The organism is Polynucleobacter sp. MWH-Svant-W18, assembly GCF_018687495.1.
Classification (GTDB): Bacteria; Pseudomonadota; Gammaproteobacteria; order Burkholderiales; family Burkholderiaceae; genus Polynucleobacter.
Window position 1 is genome coordinate 1,033,434 of the sequence record NZ_CP061293.1, and the last position, 16,946, is coordinate 1,050,379.

Annotated in this window: 17 protein-coding genes and 2 tRNA genes; 8 read left to right on the forward strand and 11 right to left on the reverse strand. The window is 46.4% G+C overall.

From position 1 onward, the window contains the following. Positions 1-15: 15 nt before the first annotated feature. Positions 16-234 (reverse strand): hypothetical protein, encoded by a 219-nt coding sequence (locus C2757_RS05385; protein ID WP_215373318.1) that lies wholly within the window; start codon positions 232-234, stop codon positions 16-18. Positions 235-374: 140 nt separating this feature from the next. Here C2757_RS05385 and C2757_RS05390 point away from each other — a divergent pair, with 140 nt between their 5' ends. Further along, on the forward strand, positions 375-968 hold the full coding sequence (locus tag C2757_RS05390; RefSeq protein WP_215373319.1) for a DUF1080 domain-containing protein: 594 nt from the start codon (positions 375-377) through the stop codon (positions 966-968). On the opposite strand, the gene C2757_RS05395 is transcribed toward C2757_RS05390, so the two are convergent. Continuing rightward, positions 965-1,285 carry a YciI family protein gene (locus C2757_RS05395; protein WP_371817013.1) on the reverse strand — a complete coding sequence of 107 codons (321 nt, stop codon included), beginning with the start codon at positions 1,283-1,285 and terminating at the stop codon, positions 965-967. The two genes, C2757_RS05390 and C2757_RS05395, sit on opposite strands and share 4 nt — an antisense overlap. Positions 1,286-1,494: 209 nt before the next feature. Between C2757_RS05395 and C2757_RS05400 the strand changes: the two genes are divergently transcribed. Both C2757_RS05400 and C2757_RS05405 read left to right on the forward strand, forming a co-directional pair. Next, positions 1,495-1,668 carry a hypothetical protein gene (locus tag C2757_RS05400; protein WP_215373321.1) on the forward strand — a complete coding sequence of 58 codons (174 nt, stop codon included), beginning with the start codon at positions 1,495-1,497 and terminating at the stop codon, positions 1,666-1,668. A gap of 180 nt (positions 1,669-1,848) precedes the next feature. Beyond that, the gene (locus C2757_RS05405; RefSeq protein ID WP_215373323.1) at positions 1,849-2,472 is read left to right on the forward strand and encodes a hypothetical protein; all 624 of its coding nucleotides are present in this window, start codon (positions 1,849-1,851) and stop codon (positions 2,470-2,472) included. Between the two features lie 69 nt (positions 2,473-2,541). Here C2757_RS05405 and C2757_RS05410 read toward each other — a convergent pair. Together C2757_RS05410 and acs are read right to left on the reverse strand one after the other, a co-directional pair. Continuing rightward, positions 2,542-2,632, reverse strand: a tRNA-Ser gene (locus C2757_RS05410). A gap of 57 nt (positions 2,633-2,689) precedes the next feature. Then, entirely contained in the window at positions 2,690-4,663 is a 1,974-nt protein-coding gene (gene acs / locus C2757_RS05415) for an acetate--CoA ligase (RefSeq protein ID WP_215373325.1), read from the reverse strand. A gap of 200 nt (positions 4,664-4,863) precedes the next feature. Between acs and C2757_RS05420 the strand changes: the two genes are divergently transcribed. Genes C2757_RS05420 through C2757_RS05440 form a run of 5 tightly spaced genes read left to right on the forward strand, consistent with a single transcriptional unit; the run spans position 4,864 to position 9,025 of the window. Then, positions 4,864-6,387, forward strand: coding sequence for a fumarate hydratase (locus C2757_RS05420; protein WP_215373327.1), 1,524 nt, complete (start codon positions 4,864-4,866; stop codon positions 6,385-6,387). Positions 6,388-6,418: 31 nt separating this feature from the next. Then, positions 6,419-7,225, forward strand: coding sequence for a glutamate racemase (gene murI / locus C2757_RS05425; protein WP_215373328.1), 807 nt, complete (start codon positions 6,419-6,421; stop codon positions 7,223-7,225). Next, a complete protein-coding gene (locus C2757_RS05430; RefSeq protein ID WP_215373330.1) occupies positions 7,222-7,908 on the forward strand; it encodes an energy transducer TonB in 687 nt (228 codons plus the stop codon). The genes murI and C2757_RS05430 overlap by 4 nt, the downstream gene beginning before the upstream one ends. 8 nt (positions 7,909-7,916) lie before the next feature. Next, entirely contained in the window at positions 7,917-8,609 is a 693-nt protein-coding gene (locus C2757_RS05435) for a MotA/TolQ/ExbB proton channel family protein (protein ID WP_215373332.1), read from the forward strand. A 2-nt stretch (positions 8,610-8,611) separates the two neighbouring features. Beyond that, on the forward strand, positions 8,612-9,025 hold the full coding sequence (locus C2757_RS05440; protein ID WP_215373334.1) for a biopolymer transporter ExbD: 414 nt from the start codon (positions 8,612-8,614) through the stop codon (positions 9,023-9,025). 9 nt (positions 9,026-9,034) lie between these two features. Here C2757_RS05440 and C2757_RS05445 read toward each other — a convergent pair whose 3' ends face one another. The 7 genes from C2757_RS05445 to C2757_RS05475 all read right to left on the reverse strand — a co-directional run bounded on the left by C2757_RS05445 (position 9,035) and on the right by C2757_RS05475 (position 16,917). Continuing rightward, positions 9,035-9,514, reverse strand: a complete 480-nt coding sequence (locus tag C2757_RS05445; protein ID WP_251366714.1) for a hypothetical protein — start codon at positions 9,512-9,514, stop codon at positions 9,035-9,037. A gap of 51 nt (positions 9,515-9,565) precedes the next feature. Next, positions 9,566-10,786, reverse strand: coding sequence for a TAXI family TRAP transporter solute-binding subunit (locus C2757_RS05450; RefSeq protein ID WP_215373336.1), 1,221 nt, complete (start codon positions 10,784-10,786; stop codon positions 9,566-9,568). Between the two features lie 12 nt (positions 10,787-10,798). After that, positions 10,799-11,638: a phosphate ABC transporter substrate-binding protein gene (locus C2757_RS05455; protein WP_215373338.1), complete on the reverse strand. Its 840-nt coding sequence runs from the start codon at positions 11,636-11,638 to the stop codon at positions 10,799-10,801. Next, on the reverse strand, positions 11,635-12,423 hold the full coding sequence (locus tag C2757_RS05460; protein WP_215373340.1) for a phosphate ABC transporter substrate-binding protein: 789 nt from the start codon (positions 12,421-12,423) through the stop codon (positions 11,635-11,637). Before C2757_RS05460 ends, C2757_RS05455 begins: the two co-directional genes overlap by 4 nt. Positions 12,424-12,425: 2 nt before the next feature. After that, complete coding sequence (locus tag C2757_RS05465; protein WP_215373341.1) at positions 12,426-13,199, reverse strand: DUF4239 domain-containing protein; 774 nt, start codon at positions 13,197-13,199, stop codon at positions 12,426-12,428. Between the two features lie 22 nt (positions 13,200-13,221). Next, complete coding sequence (locus C2757_RS09055) at positions 13,222-16,716, reverse strand: filamentous hemagglutinin N-terminal domain-containing protein (protein WP_215373343.1); 3,495 nt, start codon at positions 16,714-16,716, stop codon at positions 13,222-13,224. Between the two features lie 112 nt (positions 16,717-16,828). Next, a tRNA-Leu gene (locus C2757_RS05475) sits at positions 16,829-16,917 on the reverse strand. Between the last annotated feature and the right edge of the window lie 29 nt (positions 16,918-16,946).

The following is a 16,946-nucleotide window of genomic DNA, read 5'->3' on the forward strand; positions in this document are numbered from 1 at the left end:
AGGGTTAACCCTAGGTTAAAGCATGGATGGATAAGGTCGGTCGCCAGGCGGGTTGGAGTAATCCAATTTCCGCTCATAAACCCGTGCTTTGTAGCACTCTTCATAACCCTTACTGCCGATCTGCCAGCCAATAGAAGTGCAGTCATCTTGAGCAGCCGACTCAATCGAGCCACAGCCAGAAACCATGAGGGTCAAAATGAAGGAAGAGAGGATAGATAGATTTCTTAAATTCATCCCTCAAGTCTACTTGATTCCGGACCCAAAATCGAGGATTGGATCAGGGGATCTCCAGGGAAATCTCTACTTGTGATTATTTCTGATTATCAGTAACAATGGATTGATTACTAGACACCTATAAAAGCGCGGGAGGCATTATGAAATCCTTAAAACAATCGATAGCAGCATTGAGCGTAACCAGTGCCCTGCTCTTTTGCGGGACCCCCGCCCTCGCTCAGAACTCAGATGGATTTGTGGATCTCATCGATGGCGTGAGTCTCAATGGCTGGAACATCATCGGCACTGCAAATTGGGTGATTGGTAAGGGCATGGTCGAAGGCAATAAACCCAACGGTTTTTTAGTGAGTACCAAGAACTATCAGAACTTCATTATCAAGGCTGAGTTTTGGGCGGAATCCAATACCAATAGCGGCATCTTTATCCGTTGCCAAGATCCCAACAAGGTGAATCAGTACACCTGCTATGAAATCAATATCTACGATACTCGCCCAGAGCAAGCCTATGCGACTGGTGCAATTGTGGATGTCGCCAAGGTCGACCCCGTTCCAAAAGCAGGAGGTCGCTGGAATACTATGGAGATCACTGCCAACGGCTCACATTTCAAAGTAGTGCTAAATGGTGCAGTAACCGTAGCTGATGCCCAAGACAGCAGATATCAGGATGGTCCGATTGCGCTGCAGTCCGCCGGTGGCGTTGTGAAGTTTCGCAAACTACAAATCAAGCCACTTTAATTGGCTGGCGGGAAACCCACTTTTTGCGGCCACATATTGGTAAAGACGTGGATGATGGGTTTCTCATAGACGCCAGCTTTAGTAAACGGCTCATCTTTTAACCATGCATCGACATCTGCCCTACTCGGAAAATCAATCGCCAATAGACTTCCAACAGTGGTTTTGCCGTCCTCTGATGTGAGGGGTCCTGCGAAAGCCATACGATCAGATAGCTGAGCCAAATATGCGCGATGCTCAGGTCTAACCTGCACACGAAGTTCTGCAGTTCCAGGACGATCCATTAACAAAATTGCAAAAATCATTTCATCTCCAATCATTGATCTGTTTTAGCAATATTACGCCAAATATCGTGGCTGTTGCTTTTCCCCATCAATCGTCATTATTTCCATGTGATTGATAGACATGTCAAATGAATTTGATCAGACTGCGCTCAACTTACAGATAAATGGAGCGACTGAGTTCATCACCACATCAATGAAATCGCTCTATGAGTCTTTGGGCCAAAAACCTAAACTCTTTGGAGGTAATGATGAAGATCCACCATTACGTAGCGGAAGATGATGAGTATTTTGATGAGTATGCCGATTCGCTGAAGTATCAGTTGCTAAAAGATCGCCTGATTTGGCAGCACCATACTCGCAAAGAAATCCATCTCGAGTACAAAATCTTTGATGATGATTGTGATTTCGACTACGCATAGTAGTCAGTAAGCTTGGTCAGCACAGCTTCAATCACACCACCCTGAGGTGGCTTGGCTAGGGCTTTTGCTCAATCAAACGCAAACCGCCCCAAAAAAAAGGTGTGTAGAAGTCTTTTTGGAGCCGACATATATCACTGTAGAATAAATCGACCAACAACCTACATCCATCAGAGACCAAATATGCTCGACGAAGAAAAGAAGAAACTGATTGAGGCCGAGGAGCGTTATCGACATGAAATCATCGCGAAGGTCCGCTCTGAGATGCAGTCTGCCGTTGACACTACCATTCGGATTGAAAGAAATCTCTGGGGGAAGCTGTATGAGCTGTTTAACAGCAATCTTGGCATGTGGCTCCTATCCTCCGTCTTCATCTCCGGTGGAGCCGCCCTGTATCAAAGTGCCCAACACCAATACGAGACCAAATTAGCGGTTCAAAAAGAGGTGCTCACTTGTGAGTTTGAGATCGCTAACCGCCTCAATGCCATGCGGTTTTTATTAAAAAGAGCAAAAACAGTTGGTGATGCACAGAATGCATTAACTCCTATTTCAAAGAGTTTTGGCGCTGTGAGTCCTGAGTACGAGCATGTCAATATTGCCGCCCTATTCTTTAAAGCATTCCAACTGACTGGCACGATTGATAGGCAGGTTGAAGATGGCGTTAAAGAACTGGAAGAAAAGAACCTTGAAATCCAAGCCAGCAATCCAAGTGCCATGTTTACTGAAGCTGACCGCAAAAGATTATTAGAGATCGTTCACACACTTTATACGTTTGAAAAAGAGCAAATTAATAATAGAAAAAGTTGAGTCGAGCGTATTGCTAGATTCCAGCAACAGACAATAAAAAAACCACCCGAAGGTGGTTTAGATACAGCTTGGCGGAAGGGGCGGGATTCGAACCCGCGGTAGGCTATTAACCTACGCACGCTTTCCAGGCGTGTGACTTAAACCGCTCATCCACCCTTCCGGAACCGCTAATTATACGATTCCTGAAGGATTTGGATTTAAAAGCGAGTTTAGGTAGTTATAGAGACTCTTTGAGTTGGTCCAAAATCGCTGGATTCTCTAGGGTAGAAGTGTCTTGAGTCACTTCTTCGCCTTTAGCAATCACACGCAAAAGACGACGCATGATCTTGCCTGAACGCGTCTTAGGCAAGTTATCACCAAAGCGCACATCCTTTGGTTTAGCAATTGGGCCGATCTCTTTGCCAACCCAGTTACGCAGTTCAGTAGCAAGCTTTTTCGCTTCTTCACCTGTTGGACGACCGCCCTTCAGCACAACGAATACGCAAATTGCTTCACCAGTGAGTTCGTCTGGACGACCGACTACTGCAGCTTCAGCAACCAATGGATTTGCCACTAAGCAAGATTCGATTTCCATGGTGCCCATACGGTGACCAGAAACGTTCAAGACGTCATCGATACGACCTGTAATTGTGAAGTAACCAGTATCTTTGTTACGAATTGCACCGTCACCCGCAAGATACAAAGTACCACCCAATTCTTCTGGGAAATAGGATTTCACAAAACGGTCTGGATCATTCCAAATCGTGCGAATCATAGAAGGCCATGGACGTTTCACAACCAAGATGCCACCGTTACCGTTAGGCACATCAACCCCTGCTTCATCCACAATCGCCGCCTGAATACCGGGCAATGGCAATGTGCATGATCCTGGAATCATGGGTGTTGCACCAGGCAACGGAGAAATCATGTGGCCACCAGTTTCGGTTTGCCAGAAAGTATCAGCAATTGGGCAACGTGAGCCACCCACATTCTCGTAGTACCACATCCAAGCCTCTGGATTAATTGGCTCGCCTACTGAACCTAAGAGGCGGAGCGAAGATAAGTCATAACTCTTTGGATGTACTGCTGCATCGTTGCTCGATGCTTTAATCAAAGAACGAATTGCAGTTGGTGCTGTGTAGAAAATCGTGGCTTTGTGTTTTTGAATCATTTCCCAGAAACGGCCTGCATTGGGATAGGTTGGAACACCTTCAAACACAATCTCCGTTGCACCCACTGCGAGTGGACCATACGTAATATAGGAGTGACCGGTTACCCAACCGATGTCTGCAGTACACCAGAACACATCATTTGGCTTAATGTCAAAGGTCCACTTCATTGTCAGAATCGCCCACAAGAGATAACCGCCAGTGGAATGTTGAACACCCTTTGGCTTACCAGTGGATCCTGATGTATACAAAATAAATAGTGGATGCTCAGCGCTAACCCACTCTGGCTCACACGTTGTTGACTCGTTAGCAACAATCTCTTGCATCCAAACGTCACGACCAGCAGTCATGGCAATATCAGCACCAGTGCGCTTGCTTACGATCACATGCTTTACTTTGCCGCATTCGCCGGTAGAGAGAGCTTCATCACAAATGGTTTTTAATGGCAATGCTTTGCCGCCACGGAACTGGCCATCAGCAGTAATGACTGCTACTGCACCAACGTCAACAATACGATCACGCAATGCTTGAGCTGAGAAGCCACCAAACACGACGGAGTGAATAGCGCCAATACGAGCACACGCTTGCATTGCAACAATGCCTTCGATCGTCATTGCCATATAAATGATGACGCTGTCACCAGACTTAATGCCCATTTTGCGCAGTGCGTTTGCCATTTTGCAAACACGCTCGAGCATCTCTTTATAGGAAACTTTAGTAACGGTGCCGTCATCGGCTTCAAAGATAATTGCTGTCTTATCGCCCAAGCCAGCTTCAACTTGACGATCTAAACAGTTATATGAAGCATTGGTTGTGCCATCTTCGAACCATTTATAAAAAGGCGCTTTAGATTCGTCTAAGACTTTAGTGAATGGCTTTTTCCAGAAGATATTTTCTTTAGCAAGACGACCCCAAAAACCGTCATAATCTTTTTCCGCCTCAGCGCATAGCTTGTTATAGGCATCCATCCCTGGAATGGCAGCATTCTTCACAAAATCTGCAGGTGGGTTAAAAATGCGGTTTTCTTGCATTAATGGTTCCATGCTTCACGGCCCTCTATCGAATAATAAATAATCTAGTAATAGCTACAAATAACAGGTAAAAATGCGAGAAAATATCGCAAAATGACAGTTTTCCACCCTCAAGACCTAAGAAGATAAGTGAAAACACTCGGGATTTGCTCTATGGCAAACCCTTAAAATAGGCCAAACCCTACTAATAATGTGGAAATAAGCAGAAAACCATGACAAATATCAAACAAAACGACCTCATTCAAAGCGTTGCCGATGCCTTTCAGTTCATTTCTTACTACCACCCTAAGGACTTTATTACTGCGATGGGTAAGGCCTATGAGCTCGAGCAAGGACATGGAGCTAAAGATGCCATCGCGCAAATCCTGACCAATAGCCGCATGTGTGCGGAAGGTCATCGTCCGATGTGTCAGGACACGGGTATTGCGGTGGTGTTTCTGAAAATTGGTATGAACGTGCAGTGGCCAGATGCCACTATGAGTGTTACCGACATGGTGAACGAGGGTGTGCGTCGTGCTTACCTCAATCCAGACAACATGCTGCGTGCCTCAGTCTTAGCTGATCCTGCAGGCAAACGAAAAAATACGGGCGATAACACCCCGGCAGTCATCCATTACGAAATCGTACCGGGTGATGATGTTGAAGTCATTTGCGCTGCTAAGGGTGGTGGCTCTGAAAACAAAGCCAAGATGGTCATGCTCAATCCTTCCGATTCGATTGTGGATTGGGTTCTCAAAACTGTACCAACCATGGGTGCTGGCTGGTGCCCTCCTGGCATCTTGGGTATCGGCATCGGTGGTACTCCAGAAAAAGCGATGTTGATGGCTAAAGAGTCCTTGATGGGTCCAGTGGATATTCAAGAGCTGATTGCACGTGGTGCTAAGACTCGTGCTGAAGAACTCCGCCTAGAAATCTATGACAAGGTCAATAAATTAGGCATTGGGGCACAAGGCTTGGGCGGCTTAACCACCGTACTCGATATCAAGATTATGGAATACCCAACGCATGCAGCATCCTTGCCGGTAGCGATGATTCCAAACTGCGCAGCAACCCGTCATGTGCATTTCCATTTACATGGTGATGGACCCGCAAAACTGGAGCAACCCTCTCTTGCTGATTGGCCAGATGTCACTTGGACACCGGATGTTAAACAATCCAAACGCATCAACTTAGACACCCTAACCGCCGCTGAGGTAGCGAGCTGGAAACCAGGTGAAACCTTATTGTTAAACGGCAAAATTTTGACTGGTCGTGATGCTGCTCATAAGCGCATTGCTGACATGCTGGCAAAAGGTGAAGAATTGCCGGTGAGCTTTAAAGATCGTGTTATTTACTACGTTGGACCAGTTGATCCAGTTCGCGAAGAGGCAGTTGGCCCAGCCGGACCTACGACTGCAACTCGTATGGATAAATTCACTGAGATGATGCTAGCTAAAACTGGTTTGATTTCGATGATTGGTAAAGCCGAACGTGGACCAGAAGCGATCGAAGCGATTAAGAAACATAAGTCCGCTTACCTTATGGCTGTAGGTGGAGCAGCTTACTTAGTTTCTAAAGCGATTCAGTCAGCAAAAGTGGTTGGTTTCGCTGACCTGGGCATGGAAGCCATTTACGAGTTCGATGTGAAGGATATGCCTGTCACGGTTGCCGTGAACTCTGAAGGTATTTCGATGCATAACGAGGGTCCGCGTGAGTGGCAAGCCAAGATTGCTGGTATTCCAGTGAAGATTGTCTAATTAGTTCGCTTCAGAATTCACTGGTTCCGCATTGTCACTAATAGGCGTTTTTGATTCTGGCGTTGGAGGCTTATCCATTTTGGATGAGGCTCTGCGTCAGCTTCCACAACACGACTACATCTATCTAGCAGATTCAGCAAATGCACCTTATGGCGAAAAGTCGAGTGACTGGATTGCAGCGCGTAGCTTGGTCTTATGCAAATACCTTGCCAGCCAAGGATGTGATGCGATTGTGGTGGCCTGCAACACTGCTACTGCACAAGCGATACAACAAATTCGCGCAGAGTTAGCGATTCCGATCATTGGTGTTGAACCAGGTATTAAGCCCGCAGCAATGCAATCGCAGAATGGCGTTGTCGGTGTACTAGCTACCGAGGCCACCCTTAATAGCGATAAATTCAATGCTTTATTAGCCACCCTTCCAAAGGATTGCCGCTTCGTAAAGCAATCTGGTGCAGGCCTCGTCCCTTTGATCGAAGCAGGTCAAGCAGATAGCGCACAAACTTTAGAGTTACTGGAACAGCATCTTGAGCCGATTTTGGAAGCTGGCGCAGACACCTTGGTACTCGGATGCACACACTACCCATTTCTCAAAAAAGCTATTCACCAACTCTTAGGGCAGCACATTACCCTGGTGGATACGAGTCATGCAGTAGTGAAGCAACTAGGACGACAACTGGATTCTTTGAATAAGAGTTCTGCTCATCAAGAGTACGGCTCAGTAGCATTCATTAGCAGCCAGGATGAGGAACGGCTCCTAGCAATGGCAAATGATCTGCTATCGCATGATCTCAAATCCCATCGCGTCAGTGCCGCATTGCTGGGCCAGGTTTCGTGAGCGCTATTCTTCAAAAGCTAGATGCTCATCTACCGTTCACAAAATCAGAACGGATCATCATTGCGATTGTGGTGTTGGCCCATCTCTTGCCAGCATTAGAGTTCCTACACTTCAGTAATCGCTCTGAAGTCAAAGATGATGATCGAGTTATGGCCAATCTCGTCAGCCCATCGCCTGCCCAAAGCCCCCAGGCAGCACCTACTCCAAAGACACCGCCGCCCAAACCAAAAGAAGAGCCGAAGAAGAAGGTTGAAGAAAAACCAACATCCAAACCTGTGCCAGCTCAACCCAAGGACACTTCAGCAGCGCAAAAGCAAGCAGAAAGCAAAAGCGACTCTCCCCCACCAAATGCAGCAGTCGCCCCCTCTACTGCAGGTGGGGCTAGTGGCACACCGATTCAGACCGACATTGGTAAACTGGAAGTGCTCTATCAACCGGATGCCGATGCTTACTATCCCTCGTTCTCGAAACGATCAGGCGAACAAGGTACTGCTGTAGTACGCTTGATCATTGACCAAACCGGTAGCGTTGAAGATGTCACCTTGTTGCAATCCAGTAGCTTTCCGCGTTTGGATCGTGCAGCCAGTGAAATTGGTAGACGTTATCGCTTTAAACCTTTTATAGTAAACGGCTCACCCCAAAGAATCTCCACCAATCTTTTAATCAAATTTAATCTTAAGTAAACCTGAACATGAATACACCATTTGGCATAGCAAATCTCTGGCTTGAAGGCGACTTCATTACCCGTTTTGTGGCAATTGCCTTACTCATTTGCTCGATTGTTACTTGGGTGATTTTGTTAAGCCGTTTTTGGGAATTGCGCAATTTACGCAAACTCAGGCCTGAGCTGGAGCAATTCTGGCGTGCCACTTCCTACGAACAAGGTTTGCAATTTTTTACGAATAGAGCCACCAATCCCTACTATCGGATTGCTGTAGAGGCAACTACTGCTTCTGCCCATCATCAAAGTCAGTCCAACAATCATCGCGAACTCCTGCAAACGCTGAATTACTCTGACTGGATGAGTAGAAGCCTTAAGAATACGATTGATAGTATTGCGGCAAGCTTTCAGAAGGGATTAACGTTCTTGGGCTCTACTGGAGCGATCGCTCCCTTTATCGGTTTATTCGGAACTGTATGGGGTATTTACCATGCCTTGATTGCAATTAGTAGCTCCGGTAGCGCCCAGCTGGACCAAGTAGCCGGCCCGATTGGTGAAGCCTTGATCATGACTGCCTTAGGTTTAGCGGTGGCGATTCCAGCAGTGTTGGCGTTCAATGCCATTAACCGCGCTAATAAGTTATTGGTCGCTGATCTCAACCGCTTTGGCAATGATTTACTTGCCTATTTTGTGACTGGTGCCCGCGTTAAATCCGGAGAATAAGTATGGCCTTTCATATTCACGACGACCAGAACGAGGACAGCATCATGTCCGAAATCAACATGACGCCCATGGTAGACGTCATGTTGGTTCTATTGATTATTTTCATTATTACCCTGCCCGTGATTCAGCAAGCAGTCAAAATTGAACTGCCCAAAGCCAACAGCGTGCGCAATGAAGTGAAGCCAGAGTCTGTGCAACTCACCATCGATGGCAAAGGCCAGATCTTTTGGAACAGTACCGCGATTGATTTAAAAACTTTCGATGGCTATGCAGAGAAAGCGGCTCAAAAAGAGCCGCAACCAGAGATTAACTTGCGTGCTGATAAATCCGTTAAGTATGAATACGTCGCTCAAGTACTTGCAGCTTCACGCCGCGCAGGCCTAACAAAGCTGGGGTTTGTAACAGAGCCTGATTGAGTTTTACTATTACTTGGACTGCTCTTTAGTTTTATAGGGCATCTTGCTCAGGAGGCAGACTTCTTCGCTCACATGCGTTCCATTTCCAAGACTTGCCCCCAAAATACCACCCTGAATTTTTTCTACCTTCCTTAGCTTACCGCTTATCGGATCTAAGGTAATCAGTGTAGACACTTTACCTGCCGGGTAAGCAACATTCATAATCTCTTCAGGCTCAAAGCTTGCCTCAATTGCAATCAGAATATTTGGCCTAGCCATGGTAATGCTCTTGACTTCTTGCTTGCCAAATTCGTCAGATTGATCAAGGTCGCGACCATCGAGAAATACCTTAGCCTTCTGAGTGCCTGAGGCTAAGGTGAGCTTCATTTCATATTCTTCTACATAGTCTTTTTCGGTGCGTTTGCACTGAAACTCAAGAACATCTACGCCCCATGCGGCAAGAGAGGAAACACTTAAGCAAACGCAGACGAAGGATTTTAGTAGAGTCATAAGTGAAGCAACTGAAATGCAGTAATTTCAATAGCGCCTAAATCAAAGGTGCTATGTAAATTTAGAAATGGTATTTGCAATATTGTTGATGTGGTCTGAAACACCAGATCCACTATCGTCAGCACTGGGAGTCGGAGGCTGATTATCACTGTCATCATCATCTTCACTTGCAGTGACAGCCATGACTTCCTCGGGAGCTTTGAACCATTTGAATATAACCAATAACACTGAAATCAGCGACATGACTAAACCAAAAAGGTTTTGAATCTGAGAAATCATTGCTGCAGTAATCAGGGGCTGCTTACTCGCAATGTATGCCTCAGTACCATCCGATATTGGAAAGCCAGACGGTGTCAACATCTTATCTTCTGAAATAGTGAAATTAAAACGAGAGGCTACTTGCGGGCTGTATAGGACTGGCAGTAAGGCAGCGATTGCCTTAGGATCCACGTTTTTATTGGCAAGAAGATTCAAATTAACACCTACCACCTGAATGTCTGTTGCGGGTATTGGTGGAGAAATTTGATACATATAGGCCAAGATCTTGGTATCTGCTACCCACCCCATCCGCAGTGCCAGGGATGGTGGAAAAGACATCTCTAAAAGCTGATACCCCCGTTTTTGAACCAAAAAGTCGACTATGGCTGATGGCGCATATGAAACTTGCACAACTACATCAGGGAGTCGTTCAGGCTTCATGCTGAGCAATTGCTCATCGCTAAAGTTGGTCTCAACATAGTCTACCTCGGGCATTAGGCCTGAGAAGCGCAGAATTTGATTAGAGACAATACTAGGGCCGCCATTCTTTTCACCAAGATTGACAGTCTTGCCGTGAATGTCATGAATGTTTTTGACGTCGCCCTTCACTAAGAACTGGATAAGTTGGGGTGCTATCGATGCGACTTGTCGGACATCATCGTAACCAACTGGATCAATACCTCCTTGGACAAATGCCAAGTCTAAAGTGCCACTATTCAAATCATTCAGCGCCTCAAAAGATCCCGCTGTTGGTGTAATCGTTAATGTGATATTCCTGCGGGCAGCTTCGTCTTGCAAAACTTTCGCTAACTGGTGACTCTTGGTAAGCATACCGCCGCCACTGATGCTTAACTCATAATTGCGTGGGTATAAGTCATAAGCAAATTTACCAGCCAATATTAGCAAGGCTCCAATCAGACCAAGCGCTAAACCCCTGCGAATGTGATGCTTGCTTCTCAGCCAATCAAGGGCTTTAAATAAATATTCCTCTACTTCGTTTGATGGAGTTGCCATGATTGTGATGCCCTATCTTGAGACCTGAGTTAAGCCATTCTTCACAAATATCTCTTGACCTGCTTCACTCATGCTGTAGTGGACAAAATCTTTAGCAATCTCGCTGGCAGAATTTTTGTTCACCAAGAACATATCTCTGCACAATGGGTAAAGCTTAAGTAGTAGGGTTTTGTCGCTAATTTCCACTCCATCAATCGCAACAGCCTTGACTTTATTGGTGAGATTTTTGATGGTGAGATATCCAATTCCATCGGGATCTTGAGCAACTGCTTCAGACAAGGCAACAGCGTTATCGGTAACTTTGGCATCCCGAGCAAATTTAGCCCCCCTCAGAATGACATCCTCGACAAATGCTCGCGTGCTTGATCCCTCGCTGCGGCTATACACATTAATTTTTTTATGTGGCCCGCCTAGTTGATCCCAATTTGTGATCACCCCTTCGAATATGCCATTTAGTTGCGCAAGAGAAATATTATTAATATTCATCTTCGGATGGACAACAATGGCTATACCCTCAATACCAATCAGGTGACTATGTATGTCGAGGTTGAATTCTTCAAAATTTAAATCCCGGGACATCATGGCTAAATCGATTCCGCCATTCTCCAAGGTCACGAGACCTACAAATGAGCCACCGCCCTCAAGACTTACTTTGACAAGAGGGTTCTTCTCAATAAACGGTGCAATCAGTAAAGCAATAAAACGGGTTACAGCTGTCGACCCAGAAATCATCAACTCTTTTTTTGCTCTAGCCAAAATATAAGGATAGGCAATCAGGCCGGCTAGCGCTGCTCCGCCAACACCAGCGCCAATTGCAATATTTCGGAGTAATTGACGGCGATTCATCATCATTTACCCGCTACTGGAACTAAGCCCAGCTCCTTAATCATGGCCTGCCCTTTGTTTACATCCAAACAATAGGCAATAAATTCTTTCACTTCTTTATGCGCATTAGGTGCTACCAAAAGCTGTAAGTCATTGCGAATAGGGTATTCATGTTGCTTGATGGCCTGATAAGTTGGCAAAACCCCATTGATTGCTAAAGTCTTTACTTTCTCTTTTCTTAAAAAAGTTGTTCCAACCCATCCAATGGCAAACGGATCGGTTGAGATCTCTTGCATCAAAGAATGGATTCCAGTGATCACCTTAGCCTTTAAGGTGATGTGATCATTACCAGTAACCTGCCGCTTCCAAGGCTCATAGGTGCCTAGTTGAGGATCATGACTAACGACATTGATAGGGCCAGAATATTTTCCTAAAGCATTCCAGTTGGTAATACTTCCAGTAAAAATGTCATGCAGCTGATCCAAAGTCAACTCATTGATCGGATTGGCTGGATTGACAATCGCGGCTAAACCATCGGTTGCAATTGTCACTTCTTCAATCTTGTATTTGTATTTATGTGCCCATACTTGAATATTAGGGGGCATTTGCCCAGAAGCCATACCAATATTGGTAGTGCCGTCCAAGGCAGATTTATAGCCCATGGCAGTTCCACCAGCGAGCAAAGGGATGCGAATATTGGGATGCTCATCCATATACCGCATGCCAATCTGTTGCATCAATTTCATCACTGTGGATGAGCCACGCATTTGAATGAAATGCAGATCTTTCAGATTCAAAGCATCACTGGACATCGTTAAGGCCCCAGAGAAGGAATCACGTGGACAATCGCCTCTGGAGTCACTTGACTCTCACCCACAAACAATCCCTCTAGGGCAATGACTAGGGTGAACAAAACTGCCACGCCAATAGTCACCCCGCCTACATAGGCCACCATTTTGGGTAAAGGGTTCTGTAGCCAACCAAAAATGATGAGCATAGCGACGGATATAGCTAATGCGTCCCATAAATACGATGGCACTTTGAGTCTGGCAGCAGACAAACGCGCTTCTCTCACATCTGATAATTGATTGAGGGTGGTGACAATTTCAACCCGCGCCATTTGTTGCACGGGATTTTTGGGATCCAAGAGTCGAATACCCTGGGTCAAATCTGTTAATACATTAGAGGCTTCTTCACTGCGCTCATTTTTAGCCATCAGTGGCCACTCATCAGTCACAACAGCCTGCGCATAATTTTTCAAATCACCTTGCAGCTCTGGAGCATGTTGCCCGTTAAAAGAGGCAAGCGAACGATTGAGCTTGAACATTAAAGCTGCTTCACGGGACACTAAATCTTCCACGTTCCGGTGATCGCCTTGAACGCGCACTAAAGAAAAGGCAATCAACAGTAAAGTTATGGAGGTGAATAATTTAAAGCCCTCTTCCGCGCCCTTAGCCAAATGCTCGTCAGGGTTAAGTTTATATTTCCAGCGGATGTAAAGAGGAATAGCGGTTGATAGTATTAAACCTATCACCATGATGCTGATCCCAATAACAATATTGGGCAGCGAGTGCAGAAAGCTCATCATTCTCTAGTAATCCCCAAGTCCATTAGTGGATGATAAATAAATTCAAAGTAGACATGAGATTCACTGACTCAAGACTTTCATAATAATTTTCAGTACTACGGGACCGACCCGCATTTGCTACACCAGAATTTCGTATCGATGGTACATCATCATAGGACTGAGCTAGGCTATCCCCACCCCGTATGACCGGTGCTGGCATCACTTCAGTGGCTACCCCAGGTGGAAACGCAGAAATATTTCCAGCAAAGGGATTTTGTCTCATCGCGGCAATCGCAGCAGGGTTATTGTTGACGGCATTGATACGATTGGCGTACTTACCCTCTCTTGGGGCATTCGGCTTGGTACCAGCCACAGGCTTATTTGAACCCTCTTTAGTTCCTGGCTTATCAGTGTTGCGTACGCCATTGGCGTATTTACTAACGTACTTGGTTGAGCCGGTAGTCGACTTAGTGCTGCCATCTTTACCATCCACCTTGTCCGTACCATCCTTATTGGAGCCATATTTTCTTGACTCAGAGTTGGTTCCGTCCTTGTTACTTGAACCCTCCTTATTTGCACTCTCTCGTGCTGAAGAAGAGGGACGTGCTGGTGGTGGATTGGCCGCAGCTGGAGGTGGAGCCTCAGCGGGTGCATTGGGCGCTGCTGGCGGAGTCAACTGGATACTGCCATCAGCCAAAACGCTCAAAGGTGCTGCTTTTGCTGGTGGTGCAGCCACCTCTCCTTTTGCAGCGGAAGGAGGGGCCTCTGGCGCCACAGGAGCTGCAGGGGCAACATTCGCCTCTTTAGTTGAAACTATATCTAATTTTGCTGGCGCTGGCTTTGCCACAGGAATACTAAATACTGCTGGTGGCGGAGCTGGAGGCGGTGGAGGTGGTGCAGTAACTACTGCGGGTGAAGTTGTGCCTGTTGCTGAGGTTCCTGTTGCTGAGGTGCCTGTTGCAGAGGTGCCTGTTGCAGAGGTGCCTGTTGCTGAGGTTCCTGTTGCTGAGGTGCCTGTTGCAGAGGTGCCTGTTGCAGAGGTGGCAGCACTAGCTGTGAGTGTGCCTTCATTTGCACTTACCTGTGAAGAGAAGCTAGTAATTTGTGATGATGAGATGGCTGAACTCATGATGATGGGGGTGATTGCCTGAGAATTAATGGTTTTACCCATGACACTGAAATAGCCAGAGCCACCAACATTAATAATGGTGTGCCCATCAACATTAGTAGAAAGCGTTGTTGTGTCACCTAACAATGCAATACCACCCACGGCACTACCGTTAGCATCAATCTGAGAATTACTGATAGTAAGGTTATTGGTAGCTGTTAACGCAATATCACCACCCACTCCACCTGCAGCTTGTGCAGCTTGAATGATTGCATTAGAAATTGATAGGTTCCCCGCCACTGTTGCCAGAATAATGGTGCCGCCACTTGTCAGGCTGGATGCGGAACCATTGGCCTGGATCATTAATTGCTGAGAAAGGGGGCTAGTCGAAGGCGGAAAGTAATCGATCGTTATTGCGTTTGCTGCAAGCAGTACAATTGTGCCGCCGTTACCACTAATAGTTCCGTTAGCCTGAATTAAGCCCTCTGAGTAAATAGAATCGTTTGCGGCGACCATAATTAAACCGCCCCCATGATCGCCATTGGCTTCCAATTTACTGCCTGCGCCAAGGTTGATGGTATTAGCTAGCAACTTCATATTGCCAGCGGTACCACCTACCACTGAACTGGTAGTGGAAAGTCCACCAGAAACGTAAATGGCTTGAGCTAGCAACTCAATCGCATAACCCAAGCTACCAGAGCTTGCTCCAAGTAGATCATTAAAAGCCCAAATCTTGCCTGAGATCCCCACGTTAATGGTTCCACCTTGAGCTTGTGCATATACAGCACCCGCCTGTATGGTGCTATTAATGTTAATAGTGCCGTTATCGGCGTAGAGGTATAGACTGGTTAAGGGATTGGATGAAAGTACATTGGCTAAAAAGCTGATTACCGCTGTGGAGCTCGATGCACAACTCCCGATAGGACCACACGCTGAGGTCATCGCATCTAAAGTCACATTGGTATTAGCCAGTGCATTAGTCAGCGCAATAGCTGCTGGTGCATCAATCACAATTGAAGTTGGATCGGTATACCAATTGCCATATTTGCCTTGAGGGGCTCTGGTATCAACCTCCAAACTCAGACCATAAATCACCCTACCCGCCGAGCTAGTTTCAATAAAACCACCATTACCGGATAACACACCGCCCATGGATTTGAGGATGCCAGCGACTGTGGTTTGCACTTGAGACCAAATTGCAATAACGCCACCGTTACCTGACTGGGTCGCTGACGCATCAATTAGTGCGCCCTCTTGGACAAGCACGGTTTGTGCGAGCTGATGATTGATTGCTGCTTGGCTTGCGTTAGCTTTAACACCGGCTTGAGTTGGAGAGTTGATTTGCATGCCGCCAGATACTTGGGTGTTCGCTAAGCCAACATTCACCTGTCCACCACCAGTTGCTCCGGTGGCTGTTGTCTTAGAGTTGGTCACCAGCGTAATGTCACTACCCACGAGATTAATTTGGCCGCCTTCTGCAGCCTTACTATTGGCGCTCAATTTGCCAGCTTGGTTCACGGTATTGGCAACCAGCTCTATAACACCGCCGTTATTGACGGCAGAGCTTGCTGATATACGGCCCGTATTTTTGATAACGCCGGCCATCAATTGGTTTGCCGCACCTGCTGCAAGTACAACCAGGCCGCCATTCACCTCAACGACTCGCTTATTTTCAATCAGGCCGTTATAGGTGGCAATATCTACCTTGATACTGACCAGTGAATTGCCCTTAAAGTCCAAGGTTACTTGCTCACCCGAAGCCATGGCAACGGTGCCCGAGCCCTTTTTGGCTAACAAGTAGCCTTCATTACGGACTTCAGGAGCAAGTAAGGCAATGTAACCACCCTCAACATTGGTTTTGATTTTGCCTTCGTTAATCACTGCCCCAGTGCCATTGCCTTTGAATGTCGACTTACCATCCATAAAATCTTTATCGGCGATATTCATGGTGCTGGCAACTACACCAGCGGCATTCACCTCTGCGCCCCTACCGAAAGTCACACCATTGGGATTAACAAATATCACTTGGCCATTTGCCTTGATTGCGCCATCGATCATCGATTGAGTAGCGCCAGTCACGCGATTGAGCGTCACCGCACTTGCATTGGGTTGATTGAAATTGACTGTCGCATTCTTGCCGACATTAAAACTATCCCAATTGATCACTGCACGTTGTGAACTCTGGTTCACATTCATCGTGGCAGTAGTTGGGGTTTGTGTTTGGGAAATCGTTGCGCTACCAGCAACCACTTGGCCGTTGGTCGGCAATGCAGTTGGTGCTGGTGCTAATGGGGCTGCCTGAATTACGCCAGGCAGGCAAGCCAGAAAAAAAGAAAGTGTTGATACCTGCTTAATCGCTGAGGAAAAAGTAAAGCACAACCCAGCAAGAGAACGACGGGATGAAATCCCCTTAGCAGTAGTCAAAATCATATAAAGAGTTGCTTACCCCCTGATTTTACGAAGATTTATCGTATAAATGGGGGCGGGAATGCCTAAAATCAAGGCAAAAAGCTGCAATTTAAGGGGAAATATGGTCTAAAGATGGTGCCCGAGGCCGGAATCGAACCGGCACGACTTTTTTGAGTCGGCAGATTTTAAATCTGCTGTGTCTACCGATTTCACCACTCGGGCTCGCACCAGCAGCAAAGCAGTGCTAATAA